This window comes from Amycolatopsis halotolerans, assembly GCF_042647905.1.
Taxonomy (GTDB): Bacteria; Actinomycetota; Actinomycetes; order Mycobacteriales; family Pseudonocardiaceae; genus Amycolatopsis; species Amycolatopsis halotolerans.
In genome coordinates this window covers 1-16,434 of the sequence record NZ_JBHRWI010000027.1, presented here as the reverse complement: position 1 = coordinate 16,434, position 16,434 = coordinate 1, and the positions used below count along the sequence as shown (strand labels likewise).

The 16,434-nt window shown below is 69.2% G+C and carries 13 protein-coding genes; 7 read left to right on the top strand and 6 right to left on the bottom strand.

Annotated elements, in window-relative coordinates; all coding sequences use genetic code 11:
- The first annotated feature begins 58 nt into the window (after window positions 1-58).
- From ACFORO_RS22075 to ACFORO_RS22065, 3 genes are read left to right on the top strand one after another with little or no spacing between them, the layout of a single operon-like run.
- Window positions 59-808, top strand: coding sequence for a YcnI family copper-binding membrane protein (locus ACFORO_RS22075; RefSeq protein ID WP_354736077.1), 750 nt, complete (start codon window positions 59-61; stop codon window positions 806-808).
- Window positions 808-1,371 (top strand): copper resistance CopC family protein, encoded by a 564-nt coding sequence (locus tag ACFORO_RS22070; protein WP_377874131.1) that lies wholly within the window; start codon window positions 808-810, stop codon window positions 1,369-1,371. Before ACFORO_RS22075 ends, ACFORO_RS22070 begins: the two co-directional genes overlap by 1 nt.
- Window positions 1,368-2,396 carry a copper resistance D family protein gene (locus tag ACFORO_RS22065; protein ID WP_377874132.1) on the top strand — a complete coding sequence of 343 codons (1,029 nt, stop codon included), beginning with the start codon at window positions 1,368-1,370 and terminating at the stop codon, window positions 2,394-2,396. Before ACFORO_RS22070 ends, ACFORO_RS22065 begins: the two co-directional genes overlap by 4 nt.
- Window positions 2,397-2,567: 171 nt before the next feature.
- Here the strand turns inward: ACFORO_RS22065 and ACFORO_RS22060 are convergent, their stop codons facing one another.
- Window positions 2,568-3,458, bottom strand: a complete 891-nt coding sequence (locus tag ACFORO_RS22060) for a phosphotransferase enzyme family protein (RefSeq protein ID WP_377874133.1) — start codon at window positions 3,456-3,458, stop codon at window positions 2,568-2,570.
- A 16-nt stretch (window positions 3,459-3,474) separates the two neighbouring features.
- Window positions 3,475-4,782, bottom strand: coding sequence for a tetratricopeptide repeat protein (locus ACFORO_RS22055; RefSeq protein ID WP_377874134.1), 1,308 nt, complete (start codon window positions 4,780-4,782; stop codon window positions 3,475-3,477).
- A gap of 421 nt (window positions 4,783-5,203) precedes the next feature.
- Here ACFORO_RS22055 and ACFORO_RS22050 point away from each other — a divergent pair, with 421 nt between their 5' ends.
- The 3 genes from ACFORO_RS22050 to ACFORO_RS22040 all read left to right on the top strand — a co-directional run bounded on the left by ACFORO_RS22050 (window position 5,204) and on the right by ACFORO_RS22040 (window position 11,757).
- Window positions 5,204-5,563 carry a hypothetical protein gene (locus ACFORO_RS22050; protein WP_377874135.1) on the top strand — a complete coding sequence of 120 codons (360 nt, stop codon included), beginning with the start codon at window positions 5,204-5,206 and terminating at the stop codon, window positions 5,561-5,563.
- A gap of 14 nt (window positions 5,564-5,577) precedes the next feature.
- Window positions 5,578-6,003 (top strand): hypothetical protein, encoded by a 426-nt coding sequence (locus ACFORO_RS22045; RefSeq protein WP_354736066.1) that lies wholly within the window; start codon window positions 5,578-5,580, stop codon window positions 6,001-6,003.
- A gap of 555 nt (window positions 6,004-6,558) precedes the next feature.
- Window positions 6,559-11,757: an RHS repeat-associated core domain-containing protein gene (locus ACFORO_RS22040; protein ID WP_377876543.1), complete on the top strand. Its 5,199-nt coding sequence runs from the start codon at window positions 6,559-6,561 to the stop codon at window positions 11,755-11,757.
- A 43-nt stretch (window positions 11,758-11,800) separates the two neighbouring features.
- Here ACFORO_RS22040 and ACFORO_RS22035 read toward each other — a convergent pair whose 3' ends face one another.
- From ACFORO_RS22035 to ACFORO_RS22020, 4 genes are read right to left on the bottom strand one after another with little or no spacing between them, the layout of a single operon-like run.
- Window positions 11,801-12,217 (bottom strand): carboxymuconolactone decarboxylase family protein, encoded by a 417-nt coding sequence (locus ACFORO_RS22035; protein ID WP_344282111.1) that lies wholly within the window; start codon window positions 12,215-12,217, stop codon window positions 11,801-11,803.
- Window positions 12,214-12,678, bottom strand: coding sequence for a MerR family transcriptional regulator (locus tag ACFORO_RS22030; protein WP_377876541.1), 465 nt, complete (start codon window positions 12,676-12,678; stop codon window positions 12,214-12,216). The genes ACFORO_RS22035 and ACFORO_RS22030 overlap by 4 nt, the downstream gene beginning before the upstream one ends.
- A 41-nt stretch (window positions 12,679-12,719) precedes the next feature.
- Window positions 12,720-13,979: an MFS transporter gene (locus tag ACFORO_RS22025; RefSeq protein ID WP_377876539.1), complete on the bottom strand. Its 1,260-nt coding sequence runs from the start codon at window positions 13,977-13,979 to the stop codon at window positions 12,720-12,722.
- The gene (locus ACFORO_RS22020) at window positions 13,972-15,294 is read right to left on the bottom strand and encodes a GH1 family beta-glucosidase (protein ID WP_377876537.1); all 1,323 of its coding nucleotides are present in this window, start codon (window positions 15,292-15,294) and stop codon (window positions 13,972-13,974) included. Before ACFORO_RS22020 ends, ACFORO_RS22025 begins: the two co-directional genes overlap by 8 nt.
- Window positions 15,295-15,408: 114 nt before the next feature.
- Here ACFORO_RS22020 and ACFORO_RS22015 point away from each other — a divergent pair, with 114 nt between their 5' ends.
- Window positions 15,409-16,068, top strand: a complete 660-nt coding sequence (locus tag ACFORO_RS22015; protein WP_354736054.1) for a TetR/AcrR family transcriptional regulator — start codon at window positions 15,409-15,411, stop codon at window positions 16,066-16,068.
- Window positions 16,069-16,434: the final 366 nt, after the last annotated feature.

The window sequence follows — 16,434 nt, the reverse complement described above, 5'->3', positions numbered from 1 at the left end:
TTCCCCTTTTCCGGCGCAGGCTCTGCCTCCGCCGGCTCACCCCTGTTCAGGAGCAGTTGTGTCCCACCATGTCTTCCGTCGCGCCGGCGTGCTCGCCGCGACCGTCGCCGCCACCGGTCTGCTCGGCGCGGGCATCGCGTCCGCGCACGTGACCGCCAACGTCTACGGCGACCAGCCGGCCAAGGGCGGCTACGGCACGATCTTCTTCCGCGTCCCGAACGAGGACGCGAAGCTCGGCACGATCAAGGTCGAGGTCGACGTCAAACCGGAGTACGGCATCGGCAACTTCCGCACCAAGCCGATCCCCGGCTGGACCGCCGAGGTCACCAAGTCGAAGCTGCCGCAGCCGGTGACCACCGCGTCCGGCACGAAGATCACCGAGGCGGTCACGAAGGTCGTCTGGACCGCGCAGCCGGGCACGAAGATCGGCTCCACCGAGTTCCAGGAGTTCGAGGTCAGCGGCGGCCCGCTGCCGTCGAACGTCGACCAGCTCGAATTCCCCGCCGTCCAGACGTACGAGGGTGGCAAAGTGGTGGACTGGAACCAGCCCACCCCGCCCAGCGGCGAGGAGCCGGAGCACCCCGCCCCGACCATCAAGCTCGCCGCCGCCGAATCGTCGGAGCACGGCGGCCACACGCAGACCACGGCGGCCGGTGACAACGCCGAAGCCGCCTCGTCGTCGGACAACACGGCGCGCTGGCTCGGCGGAGCCGGTCTCGTGGTCGGCGCGCTCGGGCTCGGCGTCGGCGCGGGCGCGGTGCTGCGCTCCCGTCGTCCGGCCGCGGGAAAGACCGAAGGAACCAAGTAATGCGTAAAGCGCTTCTCGCGCTGGCGATTTCCGGGGTGGCCCTGCTAGGCACGGCCACCCCGGCGCTGGCGCACAACGTGCTGATCAACTCCGACCCGGCCAACGGCGCTTCCGTCGCCAAGGGCCCGGCGAAGGTCACGCTCACGTTCGACCAGTACGTGCAGAACGCCGACGTCAACCAGATCGCGGTGACCGGACCGGACGGCAGCCAGTGGGCCGAGGGTCCGGTGACGGTGGAGAACAACGTGCTGAGCGCGCCGCTGCGGCCGCTCGGCCCGGCGGGCAAGTACACCGTCGGCTACCGGGTCCTCTCCGCCGACGGGCACCCGGTGTCCGGCGAGATCCCGTTCACCCTTACCGCCGCGGGCAACGGCACCCCGGCGAAGGGCGACGCGGCCAAGGCGGCCGGGGCCCCGGCCCAGTCGGCTTCGGCCGATTCCTCGTCGTCGAGCGGCGTGCCGATCTGGGTGTGGATCGCCGGTGCGGTGGTGCTGCTCGCGATCGGCCTCACCGTCGCGCTGCGCACCGGCCGCGACCCCGGATCGGACAAGGCGGACCAGTGACGCGAGCCGAGACCACCTCCGCCGTCCGCTGGGCCACGCTCGCCTGCGTGGTCGTCGCGGGACTGCTGGGCGCGCTGATCGGCATCGCGCTCACCGCGTCCTCGCCCATTCCGGGCGTGGTGGAACCCAGCGAGGTGGTCTCGGCGGCCATCCCGATCGTGCGCGTGCTGCTGGACCTTTCGGCGGTCGCGACGATCGGGCTGGCCCTGTTGTCCGTGCTGGTCGGCTACGACCGGCCGAAGCTCACCGAACCGGTCATGCGCCGGGCCCGTCCCGCCGCCGTCGCCGCCGCGCTGATCTGGGCGGCGACCGCGGTGGTCGCGCTGATCCTGCAGACCGCGGAGTACAAGCCGGGCAACAAGATGCTGACCGGCGGCGACATCGGCGGCTACATCGCCGACGTCGGCGCGGGCAAGGCGCTGGTGATCGTGGCGGTGCTCGCGCTGCTGCACGCCGCGCTCGGCTTCGTCGCGCTGCGCAAGGGCGAGAAGGTGCCCGCCGAGGTGCGGGTGGGCCTCGGCATGTTCGCGCTGCTGCCGTTGCCGGTCACCGGTCACGCGTCGAACTGGGCCTATCACGACTACACGATGATCTCGATGGAGCTGCACGTGATGAGCGCGGTCGCCTGGTGCGGCGGCCTCGGCGCGATGATCGTGCTCCTCGCCGCGAACCGGACGCTGCTCGCGCACGCGCTGCCGCGGTTCTCGAAACTGGCGACGCTTTGTCTGGTGCTGTCCGCGGTGACCGGTCTGTTCAACGGCATCGTGGAAATCCTGGCGAATCCGACGATCGGCTTCTGGGCGGGCGTGTTCACCACGCCCTACGGCCAGCTGATGGTGCTGAAGGTGCTGTGCACCGGTGCGATCGCGCTGCTGGCGGCCAACTTGCGGTGGCGGCTGATGCCGCGCATCGTGCGACACCAGCGGACGGCGCTCGCGTCGTGGGCCACGCTGGAACTGACCGTGATGGGTCTCGCTTTCGGCTTCGCGGTGGTGCTTACCCGGGCCCCGGTCGCGGTGTCCTGACCGGCCGAAGTGACGGCGGGTAGCCGCAACTTGCACAATGGGACTAGCAGTACGCTGACTGGGGCGACCTGCCGGACCGAATTCTCGCTGCGCAGCGATACCCCGTCAGCCATCGTCGGGAAAGCGTTGAACGGTCATCTGCAGTCTGCGAATGCACGTGCAGAATCCCGCTCAACGGTATCTCGTCCACGCGGTGGCCGTCCGGCCGTCGCGAAGGTCCGCCAGCCGACGGCGGAGTTCAGCCCGCACCGGCGGATGACTGCGCAGAATCGGCAGCACGCTCGTCGTCAGCTTCAGCTCCCGCACCGCCCGGAGCACGGAAAACCCCGGCCAGGCCGTCACGTCGAATCCGTAGGCCGTGGCGAACTCCGCATACCGGGCAGGCGGGTCACCGAACCGTTCGCGGCCGACGGCGAGCGGCGTCAGATCCCATTCCGGCGGGCCGACGCAGGAGGAATCGAAATCGCACAGCACCGGGCCGTCCGGACCGGGCAGCACGTTGCCCGGATGCGCGTCGCCGTGCACGAATCCCCTGGCCAGCGGGAAATCCAGGGCGTCGAGCCGGTCCTGCACTTCGGCGCAGCGCTCCAGCAGGAACCGCTGGTCGGCGTCGGCAAGCTCCTCGGCGTCGGCGACCCGGGCCTCGATCGAGCGCAGCGGTTCCCATTCGGGCAGGCCGTCCGGCGGGTGCAGGGCGTGCACTTGGCGCAGCAGTCCGGCCAGGTCGGCAGGCGTCGGCGGAGGCCCGGCGAACGGCACCAGATCCCAGACCGTGACCAGGTGTCCTTGCACGTCAAGCGGTTGCTCGACCCCGGCCAGCAGCCGGACCGCGGGCACGTCGTGCCGGGCGAAATGCTCGGCGACGCGCACGACCGTGCCGACGCGGTGGCGCAGCCGGGTGGACCCGACGATCCGTACGACGACCGGCGCCCCGTTCAGCGCGAAGACCGCGTTGTTGGTGAACCGCAGCAGGCGCGCGCCCGCCGGGTCGAAACCCAGCCGGGCGCACGTGGCGGCCAGCACCCGGCGCAGTTTCGCAGGGGTGAACCTGCCTTCGGGCAAAGCGAATCCGGTCGGCTCAGGCCGCGTAGAAGATCTTGAGCCGGTCGGCGAGGTCACGGGCGTCGGGGTTGTTGCTTCGCCGCTCGGCCTCCACCTGCAGGGGCCGCAACCGGTCCTTGACCCGCGCGGATTTGATGCTTTCCGCGCATTCGAGGGCCTTGCCGCCGACCTTCACGCCGTGGTCGATATCGCCCTCGAGCAGGTGATTCGTGGCGAGCGCGCTCAGCATGAACGCCTTGCTGCGCGCCATGTCGTCGGTGTAGGCGTCGACCGCGCGGCTCAGCGCCGGGATCGCGTACTTCGTGTGCTCGGGGTTCTTCATCGCCAGCACGGTGTGCACGGTGCCGGTCATCGCGTAGACGTCGGTCTCGTTGAAGAACTTGACCCACGATTCGGCCTTGGCCAGGTCGGCGCGGGCGAATTCGTCCTTGCACCGGCCGAGCAGCTTCACCGATTGCTCCTCGTTGCCCATCATCGCGTAGGCCCACGCCTCGTTGGCGCAGAGCACGGCGACGGCCAGCTCGGAACCGGATTCCTGCGCGGCGATCTGGCCGAGCTGGAACAGTTTCAGCGCGTCGTTCGCGGCGTCCTGGTGCAGGTAGACGCGGCCCATCCGGTACAGCACGTTCGCCACCAGGTGGTGGTCGCCGCCCTGTTTGGCCAGGTCGAGCGCCTGCGCGAAATGCCCGCGCGCGGAGTCCATCAGACCGGTGTCGAAGGACGTCCACCCGGCGAGGCTGTGCAGGTCCGCGATCGCGGTGAACAGCCGCGTCTTCACCTGCTCGGCCGCGCTGGAGTCGAGCATCTGCTGGCCCCACGACAGCTGCGCGACGACCGCGTCGCGGCAGAATCCGCCGCCGTACTGGTAATCGAGCGCGCGCAACGCTCTGGTCGCCGCCTCGACCTGGCGCACGTCGGTCGTCCCGATGCGCCCGGGGGCGGGAGTGCGCGCGGGCGCCTCCGACCACGTGCCGGATTCCGGACCGAACACCGCCGCACCCATCGTGACCTGGGCGGCGTGCGCGAGGAACCTCCGTCGCTTCACGGACTCGTCCTCCTCAGCCTGCCGGCCGTCGGACGCGCCGACGACCCGTATCGCCGTGGTCTCGTCATAGGCGAGACCCATGTATCCACGGGGGACACCCAGGCCGTCGGCGATTCTCGTGAGCACGTCGTAGGCCATGACCTGGCGACCCTTGAGGATCTCCGACACCTCGGACTGCGACTGGCCGGTCATCGCGGCGATCTGGCGCTGCGATACTCCGTGCTTGCGCAACAGCCGGTACACGGCGCTGACCTCGCGGGCGGCGAGCGCCTCCCGCATGTCGGGCTGTTCCCAGGCGTCGGCCGGAACCGGACTGCCTGACCGGGCGTCTGCGTGAGAGACTCCGGAACCACTGCCAGCACTGGCATCCATTGCCATTGCGCCCCCTCACCGTCTCCTGGGCGTCTGATCAGCACCCTAAGCACACGCGAGAACCTTGTGAAACGCGCGGACAGCCGGGTTGATCGGCAGGGCCGAACTCCGCTGACCGCTTACCGTGGAACGCGGTCCGGTCACCGCTATGACGCGGTTTCGACCTTCTCTCGCACCCGGTTTCACTTCACTGTAGTTGCCAGATCTCCGTCACTGCTCGGACACCCGCAGCGATCACGGAGAGCGATGGACCCGACGACACAGATCTGCCGGGACAGGTGCATCTCGCAAGATGCGCCGGCCCGGGACGAGAAAGCGTGGAGGGACAGTGGAGTTCGTGGATTCGCTCGGTGGAGGACACGCCGGGACCGCGGTGCGGTCCGTTCGGCCGGCCGCACCGGGAATCACCACGGCACGTCCGGTGCCGCCTACTGTCGCTTCCGCTGTCGCCGCTTCGGTGTCCGCTGACCCGCGTACCGCGGGCGTGCGGCATTTCGAGGGCGGCCAGGTCGTGTGGCGCGTGCAATGCGGAGACCTCATCAGCCGCGAGCGCGCCGTGACGGTGTTCGTCGAGGACGACGAGGTCGTCGTGGTGTCCCCGCCCGGGGAGACCGCCCGCCTCACGTCCGGCCAGCTCGGCCAGCTCCGGGCCGCGCTCAACGAAGCCGCCACGATGGCGGAAAGGTGACGGTGAGTTTCCCCATGGATCAGGTTCTCGGTCAGGTTCTCCGCAATGCCGTGTGGGAGCGCCTCGACATGCTGTCCGACCTGGCGGAACGCGCCGACGCCCCCTCGCTGGTCTCGGTCGCCCGCTCCGAACTGCCCCGGCTCGCCGAGGGCTGGCGCGCGATGCTGCAGGCGCACGAGCCCGACGAGCGCGGCGACTGCCCCACCTGCTCGACGCGCTGGCACCGCTGCAAGGCCCCGTGCTCGGTGTGGCAGGTGGCGCACGAGCACCTGGTCGCCGGCGGCCTGGCCCCGCAAGCACTGTCGGCTGCCGCCGGACACCGTCCGACCCGCCGCCGCGCCGCGGTTCCCACCGTGCCCGGCCAGAACCGGCGAGCCGAATCGGCCGCGGAGACCACCGGCAGGCACGCCCTGGTGAAGCCGCGTCCGGTCAGCGCCTGACCCCTCGGATGGGTGAGTCCGGGCGGATCACCCATTCGACCTCAACTGGCGAGCGCGCGGCGAGCCCGGTTGCCCCAACCGGCTCGGCCGCCCGGCATCCTCGCCCGGCCGAGGGCTGGTCCGTCCGTCCCCCCGAGCGAGACGGACCGCCCTCGGCCACCCCTAGTCCGCGAACGCGATTAATCGAAAAATGTCCGGCAGAACACCTAGCGGACGCAGTAATCGGACGCTAGGTTGAAGATCATCGCACCGGTGCCGCCGCGCCGGTCGCGACCCAGAACTCCGCGGGCCGGTGCCGTTGCACTCCCCTCCCCCGACCGGCACCGGCCCGCGGTTCCACTTTCCAGACCCGCCGCCGACTCCGAGTTCCGGAGCTCTGCGGCGGGTTTTGCGCGCTTACCGCTGGCCCGCTGGCAAGCGCGGGCACCACCGGCGTAAATAAGCGCAACACAGAGGCAAGCTCGCGAGAACTCTCGGTAACCTGTTACGGGGGTCTGTGCGTTCGAATTCGGCTGCGCGCCCAAGTGAATGTGTTGAGCGCGAAGAAGGGCCGGTATGTCGAATCCATTGGTCGCCGAAAAGCAGGACTCGACCTCCGCGATCTCCGGCATCTCGATCCTCGAGGCGGGCAAGGGCCTGAAGGACGGCATCGAGTCCGGCGACTGGGCGGCGACCGTGATGGGCGCGGTCGGGGTCGGCATGGAAGCGCTCGCCGCGGTGATGGACCCGTTCGGCGCGATCCTCGCCGCGGGCGTCGGCTGGCTGATCGAACACGTCGGCCCGCTCAAGGAAGCGCTGGACAAACTGGCCGGCGACCCGGACCAGGTGCACGCGTACTCCGAGACCTGGAAGAACGTCGCCAAAGAGGTCTCGTCGGTCTCCCAGGATCTGGCCGCACAGGTCAAAAAGGACATCGAGTCCTGGGAGGGCGGCAGCGCCGACGCCTACCGCAAGCAGGCCGAGGAGGTCGCCAAGACTCTCGAAGGCGCCGCGCAGGCCTGCGAAGGCGCGGGCAGCGGGGTGAAGACCGCGGGCGAGGTCGTCGGCGCGGTGCGGATGCTCGTGCGCGACATCATCGCCCAGGTCGTGGCGCACCTGATCTCATGGGCGCTGCAGGTGCTGTTCACCCTCGGCATCGGGATGGCCTGGGTGGTGCCGCAGGTGGTCAACCTGGTGGCGAAGACCGCCAAGCAGATCGCCGAACTGGTCAAGAACCTCACCAAGGCGCTCAAGGAACTCGGCAAGCTCCTCACCAAGACCAAGGGCCTGTTCGAGAACGTCGCCAAGTCGATGAAGAGCATCAAGGGCGGCGGCAAGGAGGCCACGCACACGCCGAAGGAGATCAAGTCTCCCGGCGGCGGCTCCACCAAGCCTTCCGGTGCGAAGGACACCCCGAACGAAAAAGGCGGTGGCGGCGGCGAGAAACCGCCGCCCGTCAAGGACGAGTCCACCAATACCTCCGGCGCGCACGACGGTCCGCCGCCGGAGAACAAGGGCGGCGGGAACCACGAGCCGCCCCCGCGCGAACCCGCGAAGGACGAGGCGCCGGGCAACGGCGGCGCCGAGGGCGGCGCGAACAAGAACGAACGCGGCGGGAACGAGCAGCCCGACCCGGCGAAGGACAAGACCGAGGCGTCCAACGCGAAGCAGGAGGGCGACGCCGATCCGCCTTGCCTGACCGACCCGGTCGTCATCTCCACCGGCGAGGTGCTCGTCGAGGATTATGACCTCGAACTGCCGGAACTGCTGATGCGGCGGACGCATCGGTCGTCGTATCGCTCCGGGCGCTGGTTCGGTTCGACCTGGTCGTCCACTGTGGACCAACGGCTCGAGTTCGGCGAGGAGTACATCCGGTACTACGGGCCGGAAGGCGTCGTCCTCTACTACCCGACGCCCGCCGGGGACGAGCCGGTGCTGCCGACCGAAGGCGCGCGCTGGCCGCTGACCAAGCACGCCGACGGCAGCTGCACCATCGAGCAGGTGCGCCCGGACCGGACGATGCGGTTTTCCGGCGAGGGCAAGGCCTTCCCGCTGCGCTCGATCGAGGACGCCGACGGCGCGCGGACCGAACTGTCCTATGCCGACTCCGGCGCGCCGGCGCTGCTCACGCATTCCAGCGGGATCCAGGTCGGCTTCCGCACCGACGGGCACCGCGTCACCGAACTGCGGATGATCGGCGACGGCCCGGCTCCGGACGTCGTCGTGCGCAGTTACCGCTACAACTACCGCGGCCACCTCTCCGAGGTCATCAACTCCTCGGGCACCGCGATGCGCTACACCTACGATCCCGACGGCAGGGTCACGAGCTGGGAAGACCGCAACGGGGTCGCCTACCGCTACAGCTACGACGCCGAAGGCCGCTGCGTGCGCACCGAGGGCGATCAAGGCTTCTACAGCGGCGCGTTCGAGTTCCGCCCCGAAACCCGCATCACCCGGTTCACCGATTCCCTCGGCCACGTCTCGGAATACGAGTACAACCTGGAGGGACGGCCGGTCCGGGAGACCGATCCGCTGGGCAACGTGACGCTGTCCGAGTGGGACCGCTACGGCAATCTGCTCCGCCGGGTCGATCCGCTCGGCCGGATCACCGAGTACACCTACGACGAGGACGGCACGCCGCTCACCGTTGCCCGTCCCGACGGCAGTCTCGCCGAACTGGAGCACGACGGCGTCGAATTGGCTTCGATCACGGTGCACGGCAACGGACGGACCTGGCAGCGCCGGTACGACCAGCCCGCCGTGTCTGAGCTGCCGGGCTTCCTGGGCGAAGCCGAGGTCTCCGACGAGGAGCTGGACCAGTTCGGCCGGCCGCGCACCGCTCCTGAGGTCGGCGGCGGGCGCGTGCAGCTGGGCTGGACGGTCGACGGCAAACCCGCGTCCCGCGTCGGCGTGCGCCGCGAGCGCGCGATGTGGCGGTACGACCGCGAGGGCAACGAGATCGAGCACGTCGACGAACTCGGCCGGGCGACCAAGCGCGAGTACGGGCCGTTCGACATGGTCACCGCGGTCGTCGACCCCTCCGGCGCGCGCACCAGCTACACCTACGACACCGAGCTGCGGCTGACGTCGGTGACCGATCCGCTGAACCGCACCTGGAGCTACACCTACGACCCGCTCGGCAGGCTCGTCGCGCAGACCGATTTCGACGGCCGGACCCGGACCTACGCCTACGACGCGGCCGGGCAGACCGTCGCCGTGACCGAGCCGGACGGTTCCGTCACCGAGAACGAGTACGACCTGCTCGGCAACCGGGTCGAGATCCGCGGCCCGCACCGGACCGTGCGCTACGCGTACGACCCGGTCGGCAACGTCGTGCGCGCGGAGTCCGCGGACTCGGTGGTGGAGTTCGACCGCGACCTGTACGGCCGGGTCGTCCGCGAGGCGATCGACGGCGTCGAGGTGCACTTCGCCTACGACGAGGAGAGCCAGACCATCCGCCGCCGCACGCCGTCCGGTGCGGAAAGCCTGTGGACGTTCGACGAGGAGGACCGGCCGGTTTCGCTGGCCACCGCCGGGCACACCGTGCGCTACCGGCTGGACGACGAGGGCCGCGTGCTCGCCCGCGACACCGACGGGGTCAGCACCCTGCAGCAGGCGTTCGGCCCGCGCGGGCTGGTCACCGCGCAGCAGGTTTCCCGTGGAACATCCCCGGTGCGGCGGCGCGGTCTCGAGTACTACGCGGACGGCAGCCTCGCCGCGGTGCAGGACAGCCTTGCCGGGAAGACCGCCTACACGCGGGACCCGGCCGGACGCGTGGTCACGGTGTCCTCCGCGGCGGGCACGGAAGAGCTGCGCTACAACCCGGCCGGCGAACTGACCGCCTGGTCGGGCAGCTCCGGCCTGTCCGCCGACTACGACGCCCTCGGCCGCCGGATCCGGCACCGCGAGGTGCATCCGGACGGCGTGCGGGTGTGGGAGTACTCGTGGACCGGCGAACTGCTCACCGGCCTGCGCACGCCGGACGGCGCGCAATGGCGCTACCGGTACGACCCGCTCGGCCGCCGGATCGCCAAGGAGCGCCTGCTGGCCGACGGCTCCGTCGCGGAATCGACCCGGTTCGTGTGGGACGGCTTCGTGCTCATCGAACAGGAGCACACCGACCCGGCCGGAGCGCGCCGGACGACCACCTGGGAACGCAGGCCGGGCAGCGACGAACCGGTCACCCAGTTCGAACGCGGCCCCGGCGGCGACCGGTTCGCGTCCGTGGTCACCGACGCGATCGGCACCCCGACCGAACTGATCGACGAGCACGGCGGACTCGCCTGGAGCGCCCGGCGTTCGCTGTGGGGCAAGGTCCAGCCCGGCGGTATCCCGCTGCAGTTCCCCGGCCAGTACGCCGACGCCGAATCCGGCCTGCACTACAACGTTTTCCGCTACTACGACCCGGCCGTCGCGCGCTACATCAGCCAGGACCCGCTCGGGCTGGAGGGCGGGCCGAACCCGGGCAACTACGTTCCCGACCCGTTCGCCGCCACCGACGTGCTCGGCCTCAAATGCGACAAGGGCAAAGGCAAGGACACCGACCCGCCGCCCGCGGACTCGACGGCCAAGCACAACTCCGACAACGGCGGCGGGAGTTCCTCCTCGGCCAACAAGGACAAGGCCGGAGACAAGCGCAAGCGCGACAAGGACGACGACGGCTCCAGCGGCTCCGACGGCAAGTCGAACGCGAAGAAAAAGAAGGACGACGTCTGGGACCGGATGGCGTGGAACTCAGACGCCAAGAACGCGCGCAAGAACCAGATCGGCGACAAGAACGATCCGTTCCACAAGGCCGGAAGCGACGTCGCCCAGCGGCACATCATCTCGTTCCAGAAAATGCGGGACGGCCTGAAGAACTGGGTGCACGAACAGCCGGTCGAGAAGCAAAGCGCGCTGACCAAGAAATACGGCGAGGAAGAGCTGCCGAAGCTGCACAACCAGCCCAAGAACCTGCCGCTCGGCCCGCAGCACACCAACGCCGGGATCGGCGGCGTCTCGACCCGGATCGGCAACATCGAGGACGGGGTCGCGGGCAAGATCAAGGTCGGCAAGAACGACAAGATCACGACCGAGCAACCGAAGTGGCCGAGCGACTCGCTGGACAAGAGCGGCGGCTACGCCACCAAGCAGCACCCGGACCTCAACAAGCATTCGACCCCGATCGGCCAGCAGGCGGACCGCATCACCGATCCGAAGGAGATGAACCGGGCCACCCGGGACATCGGCGACAGCGCGGACTTCGACTGGCCCGGCGGCGACAAAGCGGGGAAGGAATTCAAGGAGTGGCACAAGTCCTTCAACGAATTCACTGACCTCAAGGAAAACCCGAAGAACTACACGCAGAAAGACGTGGACGGCATCATCGACCGGTTCCACAATCTGCCCCAGCCGTCCGGGCGGCATCCCACGATCGACGAGTTCAACAAGGCCCCGGACGGCCACCCGCACCGGTTCGACGACAAGGGCAAACCGGTCGACATCAACTCCGACCCGCACCCCGACTGGAAGCGCCCGGACAAGCCGCTCGACGGCAACGACATGCGCACCGAGTGGGGCAACCGGAACGCGCAGGGCAAGGGGCCGACCCAGAAGGACTGGAACGACCTCGAGAACGGGAAGTACGACCCGAAGGAGTGGAGCGACCCCGAGAAGAAGAAGTATCTGGACGGGGTCGGCGAGCCCAGCAAGCAGGACGTCAAGGACGCCGCCTCGGACGCGAAAGACAAGTCCGACAAGCTCGCGGACGACGCGCGGAAGAACCGAGGCTGGTGACGTCGGAGAAGCCCGGTGCGGACCGCACCGGGCTCCGCGAACGTCAGACGGTTTCCTCCGCGTCGCGCGCGGCGAACACCTCGCGCGCGGCGAAAGTGGCGTTCAGCGCTCGCGGGAAGCCCGCGTAGACCGCCGAGTGCATGAGCGCCTCGGTGATCTCCTCGCGGCTGAGCCCGACGTTCAGCGCCGCGCCGATGTGCACCTTCAGCTGCGGTTCGCAGCCGCCGAGTGCGGTCAGCACGCCGAGGGTGACCAGCTGGCGGCTGCGCGGGTCGAGGCCGGGCCGGTCGTACATGTCGCCGAAGGCGAACGCGGCCACGTGGTGCCCGAGCGCGGGGTTGATGTCGGCGAGGGAATCGATGACGGCCTCGCCCTGGTGACCGTCGATGCGGGACAGCACCTCGAGCCCGTTCTTGCGGCGGGCGAGGTTTTCCGGGCTGTCGATGTCGTACTGGGTCACGGGAGCGGGCCTTCCTGGTAAGTGGCGATCTTGTATTCGGTGGCGGCGAGGGAAAGCTGCAGCTGAGCGATCTGCGCGCGCAGGGTGTCGCGGTGCTCCAGGAGCATTTCGCGCCGTTCGGGCACGGTGTCCGCGCCGGAATCAACCAGCTCGATGTAGCGGCGCAGGTCGCTGATCGGCATGCCCGAGACACGCATCCGCGTCAGGAACACCAGCCGACGGACCGATGCCGCGTCGTAAACCCGGTGCCCAGCGCTGTCGCGGGCGACCTCGAGCAGCCCGATCCGCTCGTAGTACCGCAGCGTGTGCGGATTCAGCCCGAGGTGTTCCGCGGTGGTGGCGATGTCCCACTCGTTCGCGTCGTCGTCCCGGGCCAGTTCCCGCAGTGCTTCGACCGACACCGTGCCTGGCGGGTCGACCGCCAGGCGCAGCGCCTCGGTCAGCGCGTCTTCCTTCTCCATGCCGAAGACGCTAAGCCTGTGAGCGCGCTCAAACGCAAGCCCTAACCCACCGACCGGACCCGCGTCACCAAAATCCCGGCCAGCAAGGTCGCCACCGCGGACGCCGCGAACAGCCCCGGATACCCGCCCAGCCAGTGCAGGATCAGCGTCGTGAGCAGCGGCGCGACCACCTGCGGCAGCGAGTTCGCGATGTTGACCACGCCGAGGTCCTTGGCCCGGTTCTGCGCCGCGGGCAGCACCTGCGTGAGCATCGCCAGCGCGACCGCCATGTAGACGCCGAACCCGACGCCCAGCAGCGGCGACGCCACCAAAGCCACCGGCCAGCTCTGCCAAATCACCAGCAGCAACGCGGCCAACGCCATGATCGCCGCCGAGCCGAGGACATAGGGCTTGCGCTTGCCGGACTTGTCCGAGAAGTGCCCGGCCAGCACCGCGCCGAACACCAACGCGACGCCGTACAGCCCCATCATGATCAGCAGCCCGCTGTCCGGATCCGGGTAATGCACCGCGTCCTTGAGGAAGAACAGCAGGTAGAGCGTGCCGAACGCGTTGCCGAGGTTGATCATGAAGTGGCAGCCCCACGCCCACGCGAAGTCCGGATGCCGCCGCGGCGAGACCCACAGGTCGGCGAGAATCTCGCGGATCCGGCCGCTGGGCCGGAACTCCACCGGCAGCCGCGCGTCCGGTGTGCGCAGCACGAACGCCGCCGCGCCGGCGAGCACGATCGCGGCGCAAGCGGCGTAGCCGAGCGGCAGACCGGCGAGATCGAGCATCACCACGACCACCACCGCGCCGAGCACGGTGCCGAGCATCTGCGCGATGCCGACCAGCCCGCCGACCTGCGCGCGCTGCCCGACCGGAACGCGGTCGGCGATGCCGGACATCAGCGTCGCGAGCATGCCGTTGAGCCCGGCCTGCACGAGACACCAGCCGATCGTCATCACGACGACGTTCGGGGCCTCGGCCAGCACCAGCAGCCCGGCCGCGCCGATCGCGCCGCCCGCGATCGTCCACGGATGCCGCCTGCCGAACCGCGAGCAGGTGCGGTCCGAGAGCAGGCCGATCGCCGGGTTCGCGACGAGCGCGACGGCCGCGCCGATGCCGGTCACGATGCCGAAGACGGTTTCTTTGTGCGCGGCGTCGAGCAGTTCGGCCTGCTGCGGGAGCAGCACCTGGATCGGCGCGTAAACGCCGAGCCAGAGTGCGATGTTCGCGAGGAACAGCAGCGTCATCCACCCGGCGCGGACGCGCTTGACCGGCTCGGCGAAGACATCCGGGACAGCGGCGGCGGTGTCACTCATGGCGGACCAGCTTCCGGTACCAGGCGAAGGAATCCTTGGGCGTACGGCGTTGCGTCTCGTAATCCACGTGCACGAGCCCGAACCGCGGCGCGTAGCCCTTGGACCATTCGAAGTTGTCCAGCAGGGACCAGACGAAGTATCCGCGGACGTCGACGCCGGCATCCATCGCTTCGCGCAACGCCCGCAGGTGGCTAGCGAGGAATTCGATCCGCTCGGGGTCGGGCACGCTGCCGTCGGCGGCCGGTTCGTCGGCGAAGCTGCAGCCGTTCTCGGTGATCTGGATCGGCGGCAGGTGTTCGCGGTAGCGCTCGTGGAAGGACACCAGCAGATCGCGCAACGCCTGCGGGACGATCGGCGAATCGTTGGTGGTCATGGGATAACCCTCGACCGGGCGCAGTTCGAACGGCAGTGGGTTGCCCTCGCCGGGAGCCGTCACGCCTTGGGGCTCGTAGTAGTTGACGCCGTAGAAATCGAGCGGCTGCGCGATGGTGGCCAGGTCGTCGGCGAACTTCTCCGGCAGGTGCGGGTGGACCTGCTCGGGGTAGCTGCCGAGCAGCATCGGGTCGGCGAAAGTGCGGTTGATCAGCGCGTCGAGCCAGTCGGCGGCCGCGCGATCCGCGGGCGTGTCGTGGTCCGGCCAGATCGGCGAGTGGTTGTTCGCGGTGCCGATGCCGGTCGCGCCCGCCGCGCGCAGCGCCTGCACGGCCAGCCCGTGCGCGAGGTTCTGGTGATGCGCCGTGGGGAGTGCGTCGAGCAGGAGGAACTCGCCGGGCGCGTACTCGCCGATGCCGTAGCCGTAGATCGACATGACCATCGGCTCGTTGAGCGGGATCCAGAGTTTCGCCCGATCGGCGAAATGCTCCCCCACGATCGTGGCGTAATCGGCGAAGCGGAAGGCGGTGTCGCGCGAGCGCCAGCCGCCCGCGTCCTCGATCGCCTGCGGCGTGTCCCAGTGGTAGAGCGTGATCGCCGGAGCTATTCCGGCCGCGCATACCTCGTCGATCAGCTTGTCGTAGAAGGCAAGTCCCTCCGCGTTGGGCTTGCCGGCGCCGTCGGGCTGGATGCGCGGCCAGGCGATCGACATCCGGTACGCGCCGACGCCGAGTTCCGCCATCAGGGCGATGTCCTCGGAGTAGCGGTGGTAGTGGTCGGCCGCTACCTTGGCGTCCTCGCCCCGGGCGATCTTGCCTTCGGTGGCGGTGAACGTGTCCCAGATGGACGGTCCCCGGCCGCCCTCGGCCGTCGCCCCCTCGATCTGGAACGCCGAGGTCGAGACACCCCACAGGAAGCCGGGCGGGAAGGTCGGATGGTCCACGCTGAGCACCCCTTGCCTTCGGACACCCTCGCGGGTGAACGTGAAAAGTTCTCATATGTTAGGTCGTCACTCGTCTCGGGGGAAGCCCCGCGGGGCGCTAAAGTCCCAGATCAGATGAGTGAATCGCGAGAGACTCCGAGGAACGACGTGGCCGAGACCCAGGCTGAACCCACACCGCTGCGGCGAAAGCCGGTTCAGCAACGCAGCGCCCGGCGGGTGGAACAGATGCTGGACGCGAGCGCCGTGCTCATCGACGAGCTCGGCTACGACGCGCTCACCACCACGCTGATCGCCAAACGCGCGGGCGTCGCGGTCGGGTCGCTGTACCAGTTCTTCCCGGACAAACGCGCGGTCGTGCAGGCGCTGACGCAGCGGAACCTGGAAGGGTTCGTGGCCGCGGTGAACGAGCGGCTGCAGCAGCTCAGCCCCGAGCACTGGTGGAACATCGTCGACTCGGTGCTCGACATCTACCTGCAGATGCACCGCGAGGTGCCGGGGTTCTCGAAGGTCCACTTCGGAGACGTCATCGACGTCCGGCTGCTGGCCGACGACCGCGACAACAACTCGGTCATCGCGGACTCGCTGGTCGAAATCCTGCGCGGGCACGTCGACCGCCCGGCCGACGAACTCCGCTTCGCCATCGCGATCGCCAACGAGACGGCGGACGCGCTGCTGAAACTCGCCTTCCGCCGCGACCCGAACGGGGACGAGCGGATCGTCGCCGAGGCCAAGCACGTGGTGAAGGGTTACCTGGCAAGCAAATTCGGCGACTAGCGCTTCCCCGATGCGGCATTGGGTGCGGTCAGCGACTCAGCCGTTGAGAGCCGTGGCGGGCCCACTGCACCCTGCCAAGGTTCGTGAGGGCCACCCTGAGGGAATCTGATTCCGTCAGGGTTCCCCTCACGGACTTCCGCGGGAGCGAGGCCGCGCAGCCCGTCTCGCCAGTCGGCGCTCCGCATCGCCCGCGAGTACCGCTGCTGCGAAACCACTGTGCGCCGCGCACCTGAGAAACCCCAATGTGGCATTGGGTGCGTCAGATGCACCCAATGTGGCGTTCGGTGCGTGGGACGCACCCAATGCCACAGTGAGGTTTTCTCAGTAGCGTCCGTGGTGTTCGTGGTGGGTGAGGACGAGGGCTGC

Bases quoted from the DNA above. Each gene is read 5' to 3' on its own strand.
- ACFORO_RS22070 (WP_377874131.1), top strand. From the start codon at position 808: ATGCGTAAAGCGCTTCTCGCGCTGGCGATTTCCGGGGTGGCCCTGCTA.
- ACFORO_RS22055 (WP_377874134.1), bottom strand. From the start codon at position 4,782: ATGCGGGAGGCGCTCGCCGCCCGCGAGGTCAGCGCCGTGTACCGGCTG.
- ACFORO_RS22045 (WP_354736066.1), top strand. From the start codon at position 5,578: ATGGATCAGGTTCTCGGTCAGGTTCTCCGCAATGCCGTGTGGGAGCGC.
- ACFORO_RS22040 (WP_377876543.1), top strand. From the start codon at position 6,559: ATGTCGAATCCATTGGTCGCCGAAAAGCAGGACTCGACCTCCGCGATC.
- ACFORO_RS22030 (WP_377876541.1), bottom strand. From the start codon at position 12,678: ATGGAGAAGGAAGACGCGCTGACCGAGGCGCTGCGCCTGGCGGTCGAC.
- ACFORO_RS22025 (WP_377876539.1), bottom strand. From the start codon at position 13,979: ATGAGTGACACCGCCGCCGCTGTCCCGGATGTCTTCGCCGAGCCGGTC.
- ACFORO_RS22015 (WP_354736054.1), top strand. From the start codon at position 15,409: ATGAGTGAATCGCGAGAGACTCCGAGGAACGACGTGGCCGAGACCCAG.